The following is a 17472-nucleotide window of genomic DNA, read 5'->3' as shown; positions in this document are numbered from 1 at the left end:
GAAGGGATGATCGAACCCGAGGTGCTCGACGCCGGCCTGGGCGATGCGGACGACGACGACTTCGACCTTTCCGAGGTCTTCGACTCGCAGCTTCCCGACCACCGCTACCTGGATCGCGAGCTGAGCTGGCTCGCGTTCAACCAGCGCGTGCTGGAGCTCGCCGAAGACCCGAACCTCCCGCTTCTCGAACGCGCCAACTTCCTCGCGATCTTCGCGAGCAACCTCGACGAGTTCTTCATGGTGCGCGTCGCGGGCCTCAAGCGCCGCATCGTGACGGGCCTCGCCCTGCCGACCAACGTCGGCCGCTCGCCGGCCGAGGTCCTCTCCGACATCTCGGCGGAGGCGCACCGGCTGCAGCTGCGTCACGCCGAGGTCTGGACGTCGCTCGTGAAGCCGGCGATGGCGGATGTCGGCATCCAGATGGTCTCGTACGACACGCTCGACGCCGCCGAGCGCGAGGGCCTGTACGACTACTTCCAGGCGCAGGTCTTCCCGGTCCTGATGCCGCTCGCGGTGGATCCCGCGCACCCGTTCCCGTATATCTCGGGGCTGTCGCTGAACCTCGCGATCCGCATCCGCAACGCACGGACGGGTCGTCAGGAGTTCGCGCGCCTCAAGGTGCCGCCCATGCTCCCTCGCTTCGTCGAGCTGCCGCCCGTCGACGGCACCCTGCGCTTTCTGCCGCTCGAGGACCTCATCTCCAACCACCTCGACGACCTCTTCCCCGGTATGGAGGTGCTCGACCACCATGCCTTCCGCCTCACGCGCAACGAGGACGTCGTGATCGAGGAGGACGAGACCGAGAACCTCATCCAGGCTCTCGAGGCCGAGCTGCTGCGCCGCCGGTTCGGCCCGCCGATCCGCCTCGAGATCACGGACGACATGGACGACGTCACGCTCGACCTGCTCATCAAGGAACTCGACATCACCGAGCAGGAGGTCTACCGCCTCCCCGGGCCGCTGGATCTGCGCGGACTGTTCGACCTGCGCATCGATCGCCCCGACCTTCGCTTCAAGCCGCATCTGCCGACGACGGCACTGGCGTTCCAGCCGGGCGACAACAACGAGCGGCCCGACATCTTCGCCTCGATCCGCAAGGGCGACGTGCTCGTGCACCACCCGTACGAGTCATTCGCGACGAGTGTGCAGGCCTTCCTCGAGCAGGCGGCGAAAGACCCGCACGTGCTCGCCATCAAGCAGACCCTGTATCGCACGTCGGGTGACAGCCCGATCGTCGAGGCGCTCATCGATGCCGCAGAGGCCGGCAAGCAGGTGCTCGCACTCGTCGAGATCAAGGCGCGCTTCGACGAGGCCAACAACATCGTGTGGGCGCGCAAGCTGGAGAAGGCCGGTGTGCACGTCGTCTACGGCCTCGTGGGCCTCAAGACGCACTGCAAGCTGGCGCTCGTGATCCGCGAGGAGAGCGGCGTGCTGCGCAGCTACAGCCACGTCGGCACGGGCAACTACAACCCGAAGACGAGCCGCATCTACGAGGACTTCGGGCTCTTCACCGCCGACGACCAGGTCGGTCGCGACCTCACCCGTCTGTTCAACGAGCTGAGCGGCTACGCGATCGAGAAGAAGTTCAAGCGGATCCTCGTCGCCCCTCTGCACCTGCGGAAGGGCCTGCTGCGCCTGATCGACAAGGAGCGGCGCAATGCGCTGGCGGGCAAGCCCGCGAGCGTGCGCATCAAGGTCAACTCGATGGTCGACGAGCAGATCATCGACTCCCTCTACCGTGCCAGCCAGGCCGGTGTGAAGGTCGAGGTGTGCGTGCGCGGCATCTGCGCGTTGAAGCCGGGCGTCGAGGGCATGAGCGAGAACATCACGGTGCGTTCGATCCTCGGGCGCTACCTGGAGCATTCGCGCATCTTCGCCTTCCACAATGACGGCGACCCCGTCGTGTACATCGGCAGCGCCGACATGATGCATCGCAACCTCGACCGCCGCGTCGAAGCTCTGGTGCGCGTCACATCGCCGGCCCACGTGAAGGAGCTGAACGACCTCTTCACGTTGTCGATGAGCGACACGACGAGCTCGTGGCATCTCCGCCCCGACGGCGAATGGGTGCGGCACAATCAGAGCGAGGAGGGAAAGCCGCTCCTCGATCTCCAGGACCGGACCATGACCAACGTGCAGCGCCGCCGGCGTGCACGCGCGGTGCGATGACCGAGACGGCCGTCTACGCGGCCGGGGGCGTCGTCTGGCGTGTCGTCGACGACAAGCTGCGCGTGCTCCTGATCCACCGCACCAAGTACCGCGACGTCACGCTCCCCAAGGGCAAGGTCGACCCCGGCGAGATGCTCGCCGAGACGGCGGTCCGCGAGATCCACGAAGAGACCGGCATCCGTGTCGCCCTCGGCGTGCCCGTCGGAGTCTCGCGCTACCGGCTGCCGAGCAAGCGCACCAAGATCGTGCACTACTGGGCGGCCGAGGCGACCGATGCCGCGATCCGCGCGTCGGCGTTCGTGCCGAACAAAGAGATCGCCGCCATCGAGTGGGTCTCTCCCAAGAAGGCGCTGAAGCGGCTCAGCTACCCCGTCGACACCGAGATCATGGAGCACTTCCTGCGGCTCGTCGACGAGGGAGTGCTGCGCACCTTCCCCATCGTCGCCCTGCGGCACGCCAAAGCCGTCACCCGCGAGGAATGGCAGGGGAAGGATGCTGCGCGCCCGCTCGCCGCCCGCGGCCGCAAGCAGGCGACGTCGATCGTCGGCCCGCTGCTCGCCTTCGGCGTGCGGCGGATCGTGTCGAGCCCTGCCGCCCGCTGCGTCAAGACCGTCGCCCCGCTGTCGGCCGCGATCGGCCGGGAGATCGACACCACCAAGCTCATCAGCCAGGACGCGTGGGAGGACGGCAGGTCCGATGCGCGAACGGTGATCGGCGAGCGGGTGCGCTCGCGCAAGCCGGCGGTGCTGTGCAGCCACGGGCCCGTGCTCCCCGATATCCTCAGCGAGCTCGCCCTCGCGACGGGCACGTTGCGCGGCTCCTACCTCGGCAGTGCCTCGGCCCTGGAGCCCGCCGCGTTCTCGGTGGTGCACCTGTCGGTGGAGAACCCCGGCTCGGGCATCGTCACGATCGAGACGCACGAGCCGAAGGTGTGATGGCCTCCGCGCGGTCGATCGTCGACATCGCGTGGGCCGAGGTGCCGCCCGGCGCGCCACGGCGCGAGCACGCGTGGCGTCTGCTGCGGGGGATGCTGCCCGCCGGCGCCGAACTGAGCAATCCGTGCCCCCGCTGCGGCGGGCCGCATGGCCCGGTGACCGTCTCGCACGCGCCGTTCCTGGCCAGCGTCACCTACGCGGGCGGGTATGCGATCGCGGCTGTGGCGGCGACGCGGGAGGCTGCGGCGCTCGGCGTCGACGCCGAGCCCGAGCACGATGCGCGCCGCGACGCGGCCGGTATGTCAGGCGTGCTCGGCGACGGCGAGGCGAGCGTGCGGGAGTGGATCCGCATCGAGGCCGCACTGAAGGCCGACGGCCGGGGACTCCGCGTGGAGCCCTCGACGGTGGGGGTGGCGTGGGCCGCGAGCGCCTGGACGGCGACCGTCCCCGGCGGTGAGGTCTACGCGGGATGGGATGCGGCCGGGCCGCCGGGCATCCTCGTGAGCGTCGCGCTCCTCAGTCCCGCGAGCCCGGGAGTCTGAGCCACCGTCGCACCGCGGGTGCCTGCGGGCGGGGCGGCAGCGGCGGGAGAGGCGCGGCGTCGAGCCACACCGCGAGGAGCTCGACCGCCGCCGGGCCGGCGGTGCGGGCGACGCAGTCGCGGAACGCCTCGGTGGTGGCGAGTGCGTGCCGGTGTTCGCGCACCCACGTGTGGAGGAGGTCGGCGAACACCTCCGCCCCGACCGTGCGACGCAGCGCCTCCAGCGTGAGCGCGCCGCGCTTGTAGACGCGGTCGTCGAACATGAGCGCGGGGCCCGGGTCCGAGATGACGAGGTCCTGCGGCAGCACCTGGAGGCGCGCATGGTGCTGGTCGGCGAGGGTCGCGATGTCGGCGCTGCCCGACGCCTCGGACCACAGCCACTCGGCGAAGCACGCGAAGCCTTCGTTGAGCCAGATGTCGTGCCACCGCTCGACGCCCACGCTGTTGCCGAACCACTGGTGGGCGATCTCATGCGGCACCAGGCGCGCGGCTTCGGGCTCGAAGTGGTTGGCACCGAACACGACGAGTCCCTGCGCCTCGAGCGGGATCTCGAGGGGGTCCGCGGTGACGACGACCGTGCAGCCCTCCTGCGGGTACGGCCCGAACGCCTCCTCGAAGCAGTCGAGGATGCGGGGCACGTCGGAGAACCACCGCCGGGCAGCGGTCACGAGCGGCGCCGGAGCCATCAGCCGCACGGGGCCGATCGCGCTCTCGCGGTACGGGCCGATGTGGACGGCAGCGAGGTAGGTCGCCGTCGGCACCTCCGACACGAACTCCCAGCGGGTGAGCCCGCCGGTGCGCACCGGCGGCTGCGGGACGCCGGTCGCCGCGACGGTGTAGTCCGGATCCGTGGTGATCGCGATGCGGAACTTCGCCCGGTCGTCGGGGCGGTCGTTGCAGGGGAACCAGGTCGGCGCGCCGACCGGCTGGGACGCGACGAGCACGCCGTCCTCCAGCTCCTCCCACCCGATCGTGCCCCACCGCGAGCGCCGCGGCCTCGGCGCACCGGCATAGCGCACCTCGATGGAGAACTCCTCTCCCGCCTCCAGCGCCTGGGGGGGCGTGATGCGCAGGGCCGAGGCATCCTGTGCGAACTTCGTCCGCGCGTCGCCGTCCACCCGGACCCGCGACGCGCGCAGGCCGATCAGGTCGAGTCGCACCGAGCGCGTCCGCTGGGTCGCGACCGCGTTGACGAGCGCGGTGCCCTCGAGCCGGTTCGTGTGCACGCGGTAGCGCAGGTCGAGGTCGTACGACACGACGTCGAACGAGGCGTCGCCGCTGCGCGGCGTGTACGCATCGGGGCCGATCACGACGTCGACTGGTACGCGCGCACCGTGACCGCGCGCCACGGTCCGATCGGGTTGCCGCTCCAACGGGAGCCGACGGGCACGCTCTCGCCGCGCATCACGAGCGACGCCGGGCCGACGGTCGCGTGGGCGCCGATCGACGCGGCAGGAAGGATCACGCTGTGCGGTCCGAGCGTCGCACCGGGTTCGAGTTCGACGGTGTCCATGCTCATGATTCGATCATGGAACAGGTGCGTCTGCACGACGCACCCGCGGTTGACCGTGGATGCCTCGCCGAGCGTCACGAGGTCGGGCTCGGGCAGCCAGTAGCTCTCGCACCACACGCCGCGCCCGATGCGGGCGCCGAGGCTGCGCAGCCACACGGCGAGCGCGGGTGTGCCGGCGGCGGCGCGCGCGAACCACGGGGCCGCGAGCATCTCGGTGAAGGTGTCCGACACCTCGGTGCGCCAGACGAAGCTCGACCACAGCGGCTGCTCCCCCGCGCGGATCGGCCCGACGAAAAGCCACTTCGCGGCGGTCGAGATGGCCGCGGCGACCGCGCCCGCGGCCAGGAGCACGAAGCCCGACAGCAGGAGCGTGATCCAAGGACCGACGGTGTCGACGAGCGCGGCCAGCGCGAAGAGCACGAGCAGGCCGAGGCCGCACGTGACGACGACGGGGATGAACCGGCAGATCTCCCACAGCGACCGCGCGACCCGCAGCGAGGTCGGAGGGTTGTAGGTGCGGCTCGCGTCGCTCTCGTTCGGCTGGCGGCGCAGACGCGTCGCGGGCGAGCCGAGCCAGGAGGAGCCGGCCTTGGCCTTGACCGGTGCGGCCGACAGCACCGCGACCAAGCCGTCCTTGGGCACCGTGTGACCGGGCGAAGCCATGCCGGAGTTGCCGAGGAAGGCGCGCTTGCCGATACGCACCTCGCCCAGTCGCAGCCAGCCGCCGTGCATCTCGTACGACGCGACCATCGTGTCGTCGGCGAGGAACGCACCGTCCTCGATACGCGCCATCGCCGGGATGAGCAGGACGGTGGATGCTTCGACGTCGTGTCCGACCCGCGCGCCCAGCAGCCGCAGCCATACCGGCGTGAACAGGCTCGAGTACAGCGGGAACAGAACCGTACGGGCCGAGTCGAGCAGGCGCTCCGTCGTCCAGGCCTGCCACCCGATCCGGCTGCGCACGGCGTGCGTGCCCTCGCGGAGCCCGATCGCGGCGAGCCGGACGCCCAGCACGACGGCGCCGGCGTAGACGAATCCGGTCACCAGGACCGCCGGCACGAGCCACACGAAGGCCGCGCCGAGCGCGACGCCCAGGTCGGCGGCGCCGCGCATCCCCAGCGCGAGCACCACAGCCCCCGCCGCGAAGCTGACGATGGGCAGGAGCCCCAGCGCAACAGCCGAGACCGCGTACGCCCACAGCCAGCGTCGCGCCGCGGGCGGGCGCTCGGCCGGCCAGCCCTCGGTCGTGCCGCCGACGCGCACGGCGGGCGAGCCGGCCCACGACTGGTTCGCGCGCACCCGGCCGAAGACGGCGGAGCCGGGCGCGATCTCAGCGCGCTGGCCGATCCGCGTGCCGGGCGCGAGGGTGCTGCGCGTGCCGACGGTGGCGTCGGCGCCGATGCGCACCTCGCCGATGCGCACGAGGTCGCCGTCGATCCAGTAGCCGCTGAGGTCGACCTCCGGCTCGATCGAGGCGCGATCTCCGACCTTCAGCATGCCGGTGATCGGCGGAAGCGTGTGCATGTCGACGTCCGTGCCGATGCGGGCGCCGAGGGCGCGCGCGTAGTACGAGACCCAGGGTGCGCCGGCCAGCCCCACGGCGTCGACCTGATCCGAGATCTGCTCCGCGAGCCAGAGCCTCAGGTGCACCGAGCCGCCGCGCGGGTAGTCCCCGGGACGCAGTCCCGCCAGGAGAAGCCGAGCGGATGCTGCGGCGATCGCCATGCGGCCGAACGGCGTGGCGAAGAGCACGAGGCCGATGATGAGCAGCCACCACGGCGCAGAGGGCAGCGCCTCGAATCCGGGAAACAGCCGGAGGATGGCCCCGGCGGTCAGCAGATAGAGAAGCCAGCGGACGCCCGAGAGGATGAACAGCGGGGCGCCGAGGATCGACTGCACCCACTGCGTGGCGCGCGGAGTGGGCTCCGGCATCCGGAAATCCCCCGCCTCTTCTCGCGAGAGGAACGGCTGCAGCGCCTTGGCCATCGCCCCGAGGCGCGGCACGTCATAGATGTCCGCGACCGAGAAATCGGGGACGCGCGCACGGATGCGGGAGACCAGCTGCGCCGCGGCGAGCGAACCGCCACCGAGGTCGAAGAAGTCGGCCTTGCGATCCGGGACAGGGAGGCCGAGCACCGCCTGCCATTGATCCGCGAGCCACGCCTCGTCGGGGGTCAGGTCGGCGCGGGGGATGTCGAGGTCGGGCAGCGGCCACGGCAGCGCGGCGCGGTCGACCTTGCCGGAGGTCCGCACGGGAAGGTCGGGCACCACGGCGAGCAGCGGCATGACGCCCGCGGCCAGGCGCGCGGCGAGGTGGCCGCGCGCGGCGGCGCGGTCGAGCTCGCCGTCGACGACGAGGTATCCCACGAGCACCGGGACCCCTGCGTCGCTCGTGCGCACGGCAGCGCTCGCGGCGGTCACGCCCGGCAGCTCCTGCAAGGCGTTCTCGACCTCGCCGAGCTCGATGCGGCGCCCGCCGACCTTGACCTGGTCGTCGGCACGGCCCTGGAAGAGCAGACCCTGCGGCTCGTAGCGCACGAGGTCGCCGGAGCGGTACGCCCGGTCCCACCCCAGAGTCGGCATCGGCGCGTACTTCTCGAGGTCCTTGATCGGGTCGAGGTAGCGGGCGAGCCCCACGCCGCCGATGATCAGCTCGCCCACCCCGCCCGGCTCGACCTGACGGTCGTCGCCGTCGACGACGGCCAGCGCCCAGCCGTCGAGCGGGAGGCCGATGCGCACCGGTCCCTCGCCGTCGAGGAGCGCCGCGCACGCGACGACGGTGGCCTCGGTCGGGCCGTACGTGTTCCAGACCTCGCGGCCGTCGGCGACGAGCCGCGCGACGAGCTCGGGCGGGCAGGCCTCGCCGCCGAAGATGAGCAGGCGCACGTTCTCGATCGCGTCGGCCGGCCACATCGCGGCGAGCGTCGGCACGGTCGAGACCGCCGTGATCGCCTGCCGGATGAGCCACGGCGCCAGGTCCTCGCCCGACCGCACCAGCGAGCGCGGCGCGGGTACGAGGCATGCGCCGTGGCGCCACGCGAGCCACATCTCCTCGCACGAGGCGTCGAAGGCCACCGAGAGGCCCGCCAGGACGCGGTCGCCCGGGCCGAGCGGCGCATCCTGGAGGAAGAGACGCGCCTCGGCGTCGACGAACGCGGCGGCGGAGCGGTGGGACACAGCCACACCTTTCGGCACCCCCGTCGACCCCGAGGTGAAGATGATCCAGGCGTCGTCGTCGATCGTCGGGGGCGGCACGGTGACGATCGCGTGCGTGCTCGGATGCGGCGCGGCGCCGCCGAACAGTGCGGCGGGCTCATCGTCGGCCGCGCCGGCAGGCACGTACGCGCCGCCCTCGCCGATCACGCCGTGGACGTGCGCCTCCCCGAACACGAGCCGTGCCCGCTCGTCGGAGTCGTCAGCGTCGACCGGCACATACGCCGCGCCGGCGGCGATCACGCCGAGAATCGAGATGTACAACTCCTTCGAGCCGGAGGGCATCCGCACGCCGACCCGGTCGCCGCGGCGGACGCCCGCCTCGTGCAGCAGCGCGGCAGTACGACCCACGCGCGCCATGAGCTCGCGATAGCTGAGCGCCCCCGAGCCGTCGTCGAGTGCGGAGGCCTCCGGCGTGCGCTGCACGGTGGCGCGGAGGATGTCGAGCAGCGTGCGCGGCTCCGGTGCCGCGTCGATGCGATCCAGCGGAGCCGTCACGGCCGGGGGCGAATCGATCGAGCTCACGTCAGGACAGCAGGGTGATCAGCTCGGCCTTGGTGAGCCGCGAGTAGCCGGTCCGGCCCGCGACGCGGGCGCGCTCTCGCAGCTGCGCGACGGTGAGCGTCTCGAGATCGGACGAGCCGGTCCCCACGGCCCCTCCACGCGTCGCCGGCGCGTCGCGCCGAGCCTCCGGCCGCGTGGGCTCAGCTGCAGCGGCAGGGGTCGGCTTGGTCGCAGGCTCCTTCGCACGCGGGGTGCGAGTGCGGGTCGTGGTGCGCTTCGCGGGCGCCTTCGGCGCCGCGGCAGCGGGCGCCTCTCCTGCCGCCGATGCCTCTCCCACGGGGGGAGCTTCCGCTGCGACGGCTTCCGCGGCCGCGGACTCCGGCCCCGCGGTGGCGGCAGCATCCGGGTCCGCCGCATCGGAGGTGAGCTCGGCCTCGAGGGCGCGGTCGGCCTCGAGCGCCTCCTGCTCGGCTTCGGCGGCGGCGCGCTCGGCCTTGGCGGCCGCCTTCTTGAGCGCCTTCGCCTCTGCCGCGCGCGACTTGGCCTCTTCGGCAGCTCTCGCCGCTTCGGCGGCGGCCCGGTCGGCCTCCGCGCGCAGGCGCGCCTTCTTCTCGGCCTTCGCGACCGCGGCTCGGGTGGCCTTGCGCACGCGGTCCTCGGCGCGGTGCGCCTTCTTCGCCACCTTGCGCGGGTTCTTGCGGATGACCTTCTTCGACACGTCGACGCGGTCGACGGTCTCGGCCGCGACCTCGCGCAGCTTCTTCGCGCTCTTGGCCGGGAGGGTCTTGGCGACCCGGCGGGCCTTCTTCGCCGCGGACTCCGCATCGTCGATCGCGTCGAACGCCTTGCGCTGTGCTTTGGTGGTCTTGCTCATGCGAGGAACCTTAGCGGGCGCCGGTGAACGGCCGGAGCGTCGTGTCGCGGAATTCCGCGGGAATGCCCGCCGGTGTGTCAATGCCGATGCATGGATGTCGGCATCCCGTTCACCTTCCGTTCACCCGCACAGCGCAGTCTCTTAAGAGTCCGAGCCTACGTTTCAGAGCGAACCCCGCACCGGGTTCGAACCCGAAGGCCGTTTCGGCCTGTTTCCCTGACACGTGAAGGATTCACACAGTGAAGATCTCTCGCATCGCCCAGGTGGGCGCTGTCGCCGCAGTCGCGGCTCTCGCTCTCGCCGGCTGCGCCTCGAACGAGACCCCCGGCGGCACCACCGACGAGACCACGGCCGCGTCGGACCTCTCCGGCGAGATCTCGGGCGGCGGCGCGTCGTCGCAGGAGGTCGCGGTCCAGGCCTGGACCGCCGGCTTCCAGACGGCGAACCCCGACGTCACCATCAACTACGACCCGTCCGGCTCGGGCGCGGGCCGCGAGTCCTTCCAGGCCGGCGCCTTCCCGTTCGCGGGCTCCGACCGCGCGTTCAAGGTCGAGGAGATCGAGGCGGGCCCGTTCGACTCGTGCGTCGACGGCTCGGGCATCATCGAGCTCCCGACCTACATCTCGCCGATCGCGATCATCTTCAACGTCGAGGGCGTGGACTCGCTCAACCTCGACGCCGCGACCGCTGCGGGCCTGTTCGCCGGCACGATCACCAACTGGAACGACCCGGCGATCGCCGCGCTCAACCCCGACGCGACGCTCCCCGACCTGGCCGTGACGCCGGTGCACCGCGCGGACGACTCGGGCACCACCGAGAACTTCACCGACTACCTCTTCCAGACCGCCGGCGACGTGTGGACGTACGAGCCCGACGGCGTGTGGCCGCTCTCCAGCGGCGAGGCCGCGCAGGGCACCTCGGGTGTCGTCTCGGCCGTCGCTGGCGGCAACGGCACCATCGGCTACGCCGACGCGTCGCGCGCCGCCGAAGAGGGCCTGTCGACCGCCGCCATCCAGGTCGGCGACGAGTTCGTCGAGTACTCGCCCGAGGCCGCTGCCGCGATCGTCGACGAGTCGCCGTTCGAAGAGGGCCGTGGCGAGGGAGACCTCGCGATCGCACTCGAGCGCACCTCGGACGCCGCCGGCGTGTACCCGATCGTACTCGTCAGCTACATGATCGCGTGCCAGGAGTACGCTGACGCGGCTGTCGCGCCGATCGTCAAGGGCTACCTGCAGTACGTGGCCAGCGCCGAGGGCCAGGACGCGGCCGCCGCCGCCGCCGGCAACGCGCCGATCTCCGACACGCTGCGCGAGCAGGTCAACGCCGCGATCGACCTGATCGTCGTCGAGTAATACCCCGATACCCGGCCCGGCCGCACGACCGGGCCGGGTATCACCCTGAGACCCGATTCCAGAAGGACACCATGACCACGACGACCGCCCCCGCGACGGGCAAGGTCAAGCAGCGGCCAGGCGACCGCTGGTTCTCGGGAACCGCGCTCGGCGCCGGGGTGATGATCCTCGTCACGCTCGCCGCCGTCGCGATCTTCCTCATCATCCAGTCGATCCCGGGCCTCACCGCCACGAACGAGACCGCCAGCATCCTCACCGGGAGCTTCTGGGAGTACGTCTGGCCGCTCGCGTTCGGCACCGTGTGGGCATCGTTCCTGGCGCTGCTGATGGCCGTACCCCTCGCGGTGGCGGTCGCCCTCTTCATCTCGCACTACGCACCTCGCCGCCTCGCGCAGGGTCTCGGCTACATCGTCGACCTGCTCGCGGCGGTGCCCTCTGTCGTCTTCGGCCTCTGGGGCATCCTGGTGCTCGCCCCGGCCGTGCAGCCGGTATACGCCTGGCTCAACGCCAACATGGGGTGGTTCCCCCTCTTCAGCGGCACCGTCTCGAGCACGGGCCGCACGATCTTCACCGCCGCGATCGTCCTCGCGGTCATGGTGGTGCCCATCATCACGGCCATCTGCCGCGAGATCTTCCTGCAGACGCCGGTCCTTCACGAGGAGGCCGCCCTCGCCCTCGGTGCGACGCGCTGGGAGATGGTCCGCATGGCCGTGTTCCCCTTCGGCCGCAGCGGCATCGTGTCGGCCTCCATGCTCGGCCTCGGCCGCGCGCTCGGAGAGACGATGGCGGTCGCCATGGTGCTCTCGGTGGCCAACGTCGTCACCTTCCAGCTCTTCACCTCCGAGAACCCCGGCACGATCCCCGCCAACATCGCGCTGACGTTCCCCGAGGCCTACGGCCTCAACATCAACGTCCTCATCGCGACGGGCCTCATCCTCTTCATCGTCACCTTCGCCGTCAACGCCATCGCCCGATGGATCGTCAGCCGGCGCAAGGAATTCTCGGGAGCGAACTGACATGACCGTGACGACCGCTCCTCCTCAGCCTCCGCAGACGGCTGCACCGGTGCGCGAGACGCCCCGCCTGACCAGCGGCCACCTTCCCGTCTGGGCGCCGTGGGCCATCCTCGTCGGCAGCCTCGTGGCCGCCGGCATGCTGTTCGCGATCATCGCGATGGGATCCGGCGAGGGCTTCAACCTGGCCGGGTGGGCCGTGGTGGCGGGGCTCCTGTACCTGGTGCTGATCACGGTGATCTCGTCGCTCGTCGAGGGTCGCCGCAAGGGCGTCGACCGCCTCGTGACCGGTGTGGTGACGATCGCGTTCCTCATCGCGATGGTCCCGCTCGTGTCGGTGGCCATCACCGTCGTCGTCAACGGCGTCGCGGGCCTGTCGGCCGAGTTCTTCACGTCATCCATGCGCAACGTGGTCGGCGAAGGCGGCGGTGCGCTGCACGCCATCGTCGGCACCGTGCTCATCACGCTCGCGGCGGCCGTCATCTCGATCCCGATCGGCATCTTCACCGCCATCTACCTCGTCGAGTACGGGCGCGGCGGGCGTCTGAGCCGCGGCATCACGTTCCTCGTCGACGTCATGACGGGCATCCCGTCGATCGTCGCCGGTCTGTTCGCATACGCGGTCTTCGCCCTGATCTTCGGTCCCGGCATCCGCATGGGCATCATGGGCTCCATCGCCCTGTCGGTGCTGATGATCCCGGTGGTCGTCCGCTCCACCGAGGAGATGCTGCGACTCGTCCCGAACGAGCTGCGCGAGGCGTCGTACGCGCTCGGCGTGCCGAAGTGGCGCACGATCTCGAAGGTCGTGCTGCCCACCTCGATCGCCGGCATCACGACAGGCGTCATGCTCTCCATCTCGCGCGTCATCGGCGAGACCGCGCCGCTGCTGCTGACGGCGGGCGTCGCCACCTCGATGAACTACAACCTCTTCGAGGGCCGCATGATGACGCTTCCCGTGTTCGCGTACTCGCAGTACATGAACCAGGGCATCCCGGCGCAGGCCTACATCGACCGCGCCTGGGCCGCCGCGTTCATCCTCATCGTCCTTGTGATGCTCCTCAACCTCATCGCGCGCGTCGTCGCGAAGGTCTTCTCGCCGAAGCTCGGCCGCTGAGCATCCTCACCCGAAAGAATCGACAGGAACCATGTCCAAGAGCATCGAAGTCAACGACCTCAACGTCTACTACAGCGACTTCCTGGCCGTCGAAGGCGTCTCGCTCGACATCGAGCCGCGTAGCGTCACGGCCTTCATCGGTCCCTCGGGCTGCGGCAAGTCGACGTTCCTGCGCACCTTGAACCGCATGCATGAAGTGATCCCCGGCGCCCGCGTCGAGGGTGAGGTGCTGCTCGACGGCGACAACCTGTACGGCGCCAACGTCGACCCGGTGCTCGTGCGCCGACAGGTCGGCATGGTCTTCCAGCGCCCCAACCCGTTCCCCACGATGTCCATCAAGGAGAACGTGCTCGCGGGCGTGAAGCTCAACAACAAGAAGATGTCGAAGTCCGACTCCGAGGCGCTCGTCGAGAAGTCGCTCCAGGGCGCCAACCTCTGGAACGAGGTCAAGGACCGTCTCGACAAGCCCGGCTCGGGTCTGTCGGGCGGCCAGCAGCAGCGTCTGTGCATCGCGCGCGCGATCGCCGTCTCGCCGGAGGTCATCCTCATGGACGAGCCGTGCTCTGCGCTCGACCCGATCTCGACCTACGCCATCGAGGAGCTGATCGGCGAGCTGAAGAACGACTACACGGTCGTCATCGTCACGCACAACATGCAGCAGGCCTCGCGCGTCTCCGACAAGACGGCGTTCTTCAACATCGCCGGCACCGGCAAGCCGGGCAAGCTCATCGAGTACGACGAGACCAAGACGATCTTCACGACGCCTTCCGTCCAGGCCACCGAGGACTACGTCTCGGGCCGCTTCGGATAAGCCCGTCCGACTCCACGAAGCCCCTCCCCGCACGCCGAGGGGCTTCGTCGTCAGACGGGGGCCGTCGCCAGGGCGAAGAGCGTCTCCACCAGCGGGCGCGGGTCTGCGGCGGCATCCCATCCGCTCGACACGAGCTGCTGGTACCCGATGACGGCCGAGACGACGATGACCGCGCGCCGTCGTGCCTCGCGACCGGGGACACCGGATGCCTCGAGCAGACCGGTGAGGTACGACACCCGCCGCTCGGTGACGGCTTCGACGATGTCGCGCACGTCGGCCGCGGCGGCATCGGCGTAGAGCGTCCGCTCGCCCGAGCGCTCCCCCGTGCGGTGAGCGATGATCTCGAGCAGCGCGGCGAGGCGGGACTGCGGATCGGAGATCATCTCGACCTCGGCGATGAGCGCCTCGGTTTCGCGGTCGCGCCACGTCTCGAGCACCGCATCGACGAGCGCCTGCCGGTCGGCGAAGTGCCAATAGAACGAACCCTTCGTCGTGCCGAGCTCCCGCGCGGTCGGCTCGACGGCGACCGCGCGGATCCCGTCGTCGCTGAACCGCCGGTACGCCGCGTCGACCCAGTCCGCTCGAGTGAACCTTGCCATGTCCGTACGGTACCGTATAGTTTTCTTCGCAGGACCATACGTCGGCGTATGGTCGCGGAGGAGCTTCGCATGAGAGAACCCGCCTTCTGGTCGCTCGCCCTGGTCGACATCGCGGATCCCGACTACACCCAGGTGTGGGTCGACGTGCTCCCGGCGCACGCCTCGGCCGATCCGTCGGCGTGGGCGCGCAACCTCCTGTCGACGTCGGCCCTCCCCCGCTGGATCGCGCTCTCGCTGGCCGGTCTCGCGGCCCTGCGACGCCGCCCCGCGCGCTGCGACAGCCTGGCCGTGACCCGTGTCGAGGGCGACGAGGCGCTGGTCGCGGTGAACGCGCGTCGCCTCGACGTGCGCGTCGGGGTGGGCGTCGACGAGAAGAGTTCGCTCGTGCGCGTGGTCGCGGCGATGCGTTTCAAAGGCGCTGGCGGCCGCCTGGCGTCGCTGCCCTTGCGCGCGGGTCTCGCGCTGCTCGCGCGCGGCATGATCGCTCGCGCGCGCCGCGACATGTCGGGCGTGACGAGGTGAGCTCAGGGCTCAGTCGCGCGGACTCAGCAGATACCGGTTGAAGGATGCAGTGAGCTCCGCGTCCGACGGCACCTCGATGTCGTCGATCGCCGTGATCGGAGCGGCGAGCCGCACGCTGGACACCAGCCACGCGGCATCCGCCTCGCCGAGCGCGCTCGTCGGGAGCACCTCGTAGCCCGTCTCGTGCCCCTGCGCTTCGAGGTGGGCGAACAGGCTCAGCTGCGTCGTGCCGTGGAGGATGCCGCCGTTGGGCGCCGGGGTGACGAAGCGGCCGCCGATTCGGAGGATGAGCGACGCCGTGGGCGCCTCGAGCACGAAGCCGTCGGACGTGACGAATACGGCGTCGTCGGCGCCTCGCCGCTTCGCCTCGCGGATCGCGGCCATGTTGACGGCGTACGACAGGGTCTTCGCTCCCAGGAGCAGCCACGGCGCACGGGCGGGGGTGTCGATGCCGTAGCCGCGGTCCAGCGTGACGACCCGGATCCCCTTCTCGCGGGCGATCGAGTTGTCAGCGGCGGCCGTCGCGGTCACCCACGCGGTGGGGGCCGGACCGTGCTCGACGCCGCGGCTCAGGATGAGCTTGATGACGCCCTCCCCCTCGCTCGGCGAGTGCTGCGCGGCGACGGCGACGGCCTGACGCCACTGCTCGAGGTTCGGGGCGGGGAGGTCGCAGATCTGCGCGGAGTGCGCGAGCCGTTCGAGGTGTGCCTCGGTCTCCTGCGCGTGGCCGTCGACGACGCCGATCGACTCGAAGATGCCGTCGCCGCGCTGGGTGCTCAGCTCGCCGACGCTGAGGGCCGGGGCGGACGGGTCGATCACGCGGAACGAGTCGGAGAAGACCGGACGCGGATCATCGGATGCCGCGGGCTCGATCACGAGCGCGAAACGCAGGGCCATGCCCCTGAGCTTAGGCGTTCGGGAATGCCGCGCCGTCGGACTCGGTTACACTGGATCGGCCGGGCCGCAGTAACCCCGGGCTCCAAAATTTGCCGCTTCGAGCGGCGCCGCGCCGAGAGGCGTTCTGCGGCCCGGCTCTTTCATGCCCGGACCCGGTCCGTCTTCTCCGCGAGAATCCATCTGGAGGACGAGACCTTGGGTGATCCCCGCGGTCTGGTCCTCCAGATGGATTCTCGGGGTCGACGAGCTGACGGGGCAGGCGACGCCGGAGCCGCTCAGCTGAGGGCGTCGCGGCGCCAGAGGGCGGCGCAGGCCGTGAGGTCGGCGGCGTAGTCCGACAGCCGCAGGGCGCGCGTGGTGAAGGCCGATGCGCGGTCGGGCTCGGTCGCTTCGTAGTCGTCGGCGACGTGCGTCGCGCCGGCGGCCTGCACCCGGCAGAACGCGGCCGCCCTTTCGAGGGCCACGGCGAAGTCGCCCTCGAAGAGCCCGCGCAGGATGGTGTCGACCAGCGAGACGAGTTCCTCCGGCCCCGCGGGGGACGGCGCGCCCGCCACCACGTCGTCGGCGGAGCGGAGCTCGGCACGGCCGCGCTCGTACAGGAGCGCGGCCGTGCGCGGGTCGTCGTGGATCATGAGCTGCACCAGGTACAGCCGCCACAAGGCGCCCGGAAGCGTCTTCGCGGGCGACCGCGACCACAGCTCCGCGAGGTCGTCGATGCCGTGCTCGTCGGTGAAGGCGACGAGCCGATCCACGACGGTGCCGTCGGGGTCGGCCCGAACGCGGGCGAGCAGGGCGTGCGCGGTCGTGTGCGCGACGCGGGAGACCTCGGCCGGGTCCTCGGCGGGGAACACCCGGTCGAAGAGTTCGGCCGGTCGGCGGACGGGCTTGTGGAACTCCCTGGACGAGTCGCTCATTCCGTCCAGGCTACTCGCCGCCACGAGCACGGGCTCGCGCTGCACGGCGGCGGCCCAGGGCAGGCACACGTCTCGCGCCTGTCTCAGACCTGGTTGATGCGGATGTGGTTGCCCGCCGGGTCGCGGAATGCGGCGTCGCGCGGACCCCAGCCCTGCTCCTTGGGCTCCTGCAGCACCTCTGCGCCGAAGGCGCGCAGTTTCTCGAACGTGGCGTCGAGGTCGGACGTGGTGAACACGTAGGGTCCGGGGCCGGAGCCTTTCACGACGAGGCGCTGCAGCGCGTCGCCGTCCTCGGGCGAGCGGCCTGCGGTCGGGTCGGAGACCACGAGCGAGAGGCCGGGCTGCCCGGGGAACCCGAAGCTCACCCAGCGGTGGCCGTCGTAGGCGACGTCATTCACGACCTCGAGGCCGAGTCCGTCGCGGTAGAAGGGGATGGCGGCGTCGACGTCGTCGACGGTGATGGGGCTATAGGCCAGGGCGATGTTCGTCATGGCTGCCACG

15 protein-coding genes are annotated in these 17472 nt (G+C 70.8%); 8 read left to right on the top strand and 7 right to left on the bottom strand.

Annotation, left to right across the window (positions count from 1 at the left end):
- The first annotated feature begins 6 nt into the window (after positions 1 to 6).
- From RS82_RS07970 to RS82_RS07960, 3 genes are read left to right on the top strand one after another with little or no spacing between them, the layout of a single operon-like run.
- Positions 7 to 2169 carry an RNA degradosome polyphosphate kinase gene (locus tag RS82_RS07970; RefSeq protein WP_045298086.1) on the top strand — a complete coding sequence of 721 codons (2163 nt, stop codon included), beginning with the start codon at positions 7 to 9 and terminating at the stop codon, positions 2167 to 2169.
- The gene (locus tag RS82_RS07965) at positions 2166 to 3104 is read left to right on the top strand and encodes an NUDIX hydrolase (protein ID WP_045298085.1); all 939 of its coding nucleotides are present in this window, start codon (positions 2166 to 2168) and stop codon (positions 3102 to 3104) included. Before RS82_RS07970 ends, RS82_RS07965 begins: the two co-directional genes overlap by 4 nt.
- Complete coding sequence (locus RS82_RS07960; RefSeq protein WP_045298082.1) at positions 3104 to 3646, top strand: hypothetical protein; 543 nt, start codon at positions 3104 to 3106, stop codon at positions 3644 to 3646. Before RS82_RS07965 ends, RS82_RS07960 begins: the two co-directional genes overlap by 1 nt.
- Here RS82_RS07960 and RS82_RS07955 read toward each other — a convergent pair.
- From RS82_RS07955 to RS82_RS20670, 3 genes are read right to left on the bottom strand one after another with little or no spacing between them, the layout of a single operon-like run.
- Positions 3621 to 4955, bottom strand: coding sequence for a M1 family metallopeptidase (locus tag RS82_RS07955; protein ID WP_045298318.1), 1335 nt, complete (start codon positions 4953 to 4955; stop codon positions 3621 to 3623). The genes RS82_RS07960 and RS82_RS07955 overlap by 26 nt on opposite strands.
- On the bottom strand, positions 4952 to 8896 hold the full coding sequence (locus RS82_RS07950) for a Pls/PosA family non-ribosomal peptide synthetase (protein WP_045298079.1): 3945 nt from the start codon (positions 8894 to 8896) through the stop codon (positions 4952 to 4954). Before RS82_RS07950 ends, RS82_RS07955 begins: the two co-directional genes overlap by 4 nt.
- Before the next feature lies 1 nt (position 8897).
- A complete protein-coding gene (locus RS82_RS20670) occupies positions 8898 to 9749 on the bottom strand; it encodes a hypothetical protein (RefSeq protein WP_052676743.1) in 852 nt (283 codons plus the stop codon).
- A 239-nt stretch (positions 9750 to 9988) separates the two neighbouring features.
- Here RS82_RS20670 and RS82_RS07940 point away from each other — a divergent pair, with 239 nt between their 5' ends.
- The 4 genes from RS82_RS07940 (at position 9989) to pstB (ending at position 14039) form a co-directional block, all read left to right on the top strand.
- The gene (locus RS82_RS07940; protein WP_045298077.1) at positions 9989 to 11101 is read left to right on the top strand and encodes a phosphate ABC transporter substrate-binding protein PstS; all 1113 of its coding nucleotides are present in this window, start codon (positions 9989 to 9991) and stop codon (positions 11099 to 11101) included.
- A gap of 71 nt (positions 11102 to 11172) precedes the next feature.
- Complete coding sequence (gene pstC / locus RS82_RS07935; RefSeq protein WP_045298075.1) at positions 11173 to 12117, top strand: phosphate ABC transporter permease subunit PstC; 945 nt, start codon at positions 11173 to 11175, stop codon at positions 12115 to 12117.
- Position 12118: 1 nt separating this feature from the next.
- Positions 12119 to 13228, top strand: a complete 1110-nt coding sequence (gene pstA / locus RS82_RS07930) for a phosphate ABC transporter permease PstA (RefSeq protein ID WP_084695522.1) — start codon at positions 12119 to 12121, stop codon at positions 13226 to 13228.
- A gap of 31 nt (positions 13229 to 13259) precedes the next feature.
- Positions 13260 to 14039: a phosphate ABC transporter ATP-binding protein PstB gene (gene pstB / locus RS82_RS07925; protein WP_045298071.1), complete on the top strand. Its 780-nt coding sequence runs from the start codon at positions 13260 to 13262 to the stop codon at positions 14037 to 14039.
- A gap of 50 nt (positions 14040 to 14089) precedes the next feature.
- Here pstB and RS82_RS07920 read toward each other — a convergent pair whose 3' ends face one another.
- On the bottom strand, positions 14090 to 14638 hold the full coding sequence (locus RS82_RS07920) for a TetR/AcrR family transcriptional regulator (protein ID WP_045298069.1): 549 nt from the start codon (positions 14636 to 14638) through the stop codon (positions 14090 to 14092).
- A gap of 69 nt (positions 14639 to 14707) precedes the next feature.
- Between RS82_RS07920 and RS82_RS07915 the strand changes: the two genes are divergently transcribed.
- A complete protein-coding gene (locus RS82_RS07915) occupies positions 14708 to 15160 on the top strand; it encodes a hypothetical protein (protein WP_157005481.1) in 453 nt (150 codons plus the stop codon).
- Between the two features lie 9 nt (positions 15161 to 15169).
- Here RS82_RS07915 and RS82_RS07910 read toward each other — a convergent pair whose 3' ends face one another.
- From RS82_RS07910 to RS82_RS07900, 3 genes are all read right to left on the bottom strand, one after another.
- The gene (locus RS82_RS07910) at positions 15170 to 16057 is read right to left on the bottom strand and encodes an aminodeoxychorismate lyase (protein WP_045298064.1); all 888 of its coding nucleotides are present in this window, start codon (positions 16055 to 16057) and stop codon (positions 15170 to 15172) included.
- A gap of 275 nt (positions 16058 to 16332) precedes the next feature.
- A complete protein-coding gene (locus RS82_RS07905; protein WP_045298311.1) occupies positions 16333 to 16971 on the bottom strand; it encodes a hypothetical protein in 639 nt (212 codons plus the stop codon).
- Between the two features lie 83 nt (positions 16972 to 17054).
- Complete coding sequence (locus RS82_RS07900) at positions 17055 to 17462, bottom strand: VOC family protein (RefSeq protein ID WP_045298062.1); 408 nt, start codon at positions 17460 to 17462, stop codon at positions 17055 to 17057.
- Positions 17463 to 17472 lie beyond the last annotated feature (10 nt).

The sequence above is a fragment of the Microbacterium trichothecenolyticum genome (assembly GCF_000956465.1).
Taxonomy (GTDB): Bacteria; Actinomycetota; Actinomycetes; order Actinomycetales; family Microbacteriaceae; genus Microbacterium; species Microbacterium trichothecenolyticum.
This window is presented reverse-complemented; position numbering and strand designations above follow the sequence as displayed.

Bases quoted from the DNA above. Each gene is read 5' to 3' on its own strand.
- RS82_RS07910 (WP_045298064.1), bottom strand. From the start codon at position 16,057: ATGGCCCTGCGTTTCGCGCTCGTGATCGAGCCCGCGGCATCCGATGAT.
- pstB (WP_045298071.1), top strand. From the start codon at position 13,260: ATGTCCAAGAGCATCGAAGTCAACGACCTCAACGTCTACTACAGCGAC.
- RS82_RS07905 (WP_045298311.1), bottom strand. From the start codon at position 16,971: ATGAGCGACTCGTCCAGGGAGTTCCACAAGCCCGTCCGCCGACCGGCC.
- RS82_RS07960 (WP_045298082.1), top strand. From the start codon at position 3,104: ATGGCCTCCGCGCGGTCGATCGTCGACATCGCGTGGGCCGAGGTGCCG.
- pstC (WP_045298075.1), top strand. From the start codon at position 11,173: ATGACCACGACGACCGCCCCCGCGACGGGCAAGGTCAAGCAGCGGCCA.
- RS82_RS20670 (WP_052676743.1), bottom strand. From the start codon at position 9,749: ATGAGCAAGACCACCAAAGCACAGCGCAAGGCGTTCGACGCGATCGAC.
- RS82_RS07900 (WP_045298062.1), bottom strand. From the start codon at position 17,462: ATGACGAACATCGCCCTGGCCTATAGCCCCATCACCGTCGACGACGTC.
- RS82_RS07915 (WP_157005481.1), top strand. From the start codon at position 14,708: ATGAGAGAACCCGCCTTCTGGTCGCTCGCCCTGGTCGACATCGCGGAT.
- RS82_RS07965 (WP_045298085.1), top strand. From the start codon at position 2,166: ATGACCGAGACGGCCGTCTACGCGGCCGGGGGCGTCGTCTGGCGTGTC.
- RS82_RS07920 (WP_045298069.1), bottom strand. From the start codon at position 14,638: ATGGCAAGGTTCACTCGAGCGGACTGGGTCGACGCGGCGTACCGGCGG.
- pstA (WP_084695522.1), top strand. From the start codon at position 12,119: ATGACCGTGACGACCGCTCCTCCTCAGCCTCCGCAGACGGCTGCACCG.
- RS82_RS07970 (WP_045298086.1), top strand. From the start codon at position 7: ATGATCGAACCCGAGGTGCTCGACGCCGGCCTGGGCGATGCGGACGAC.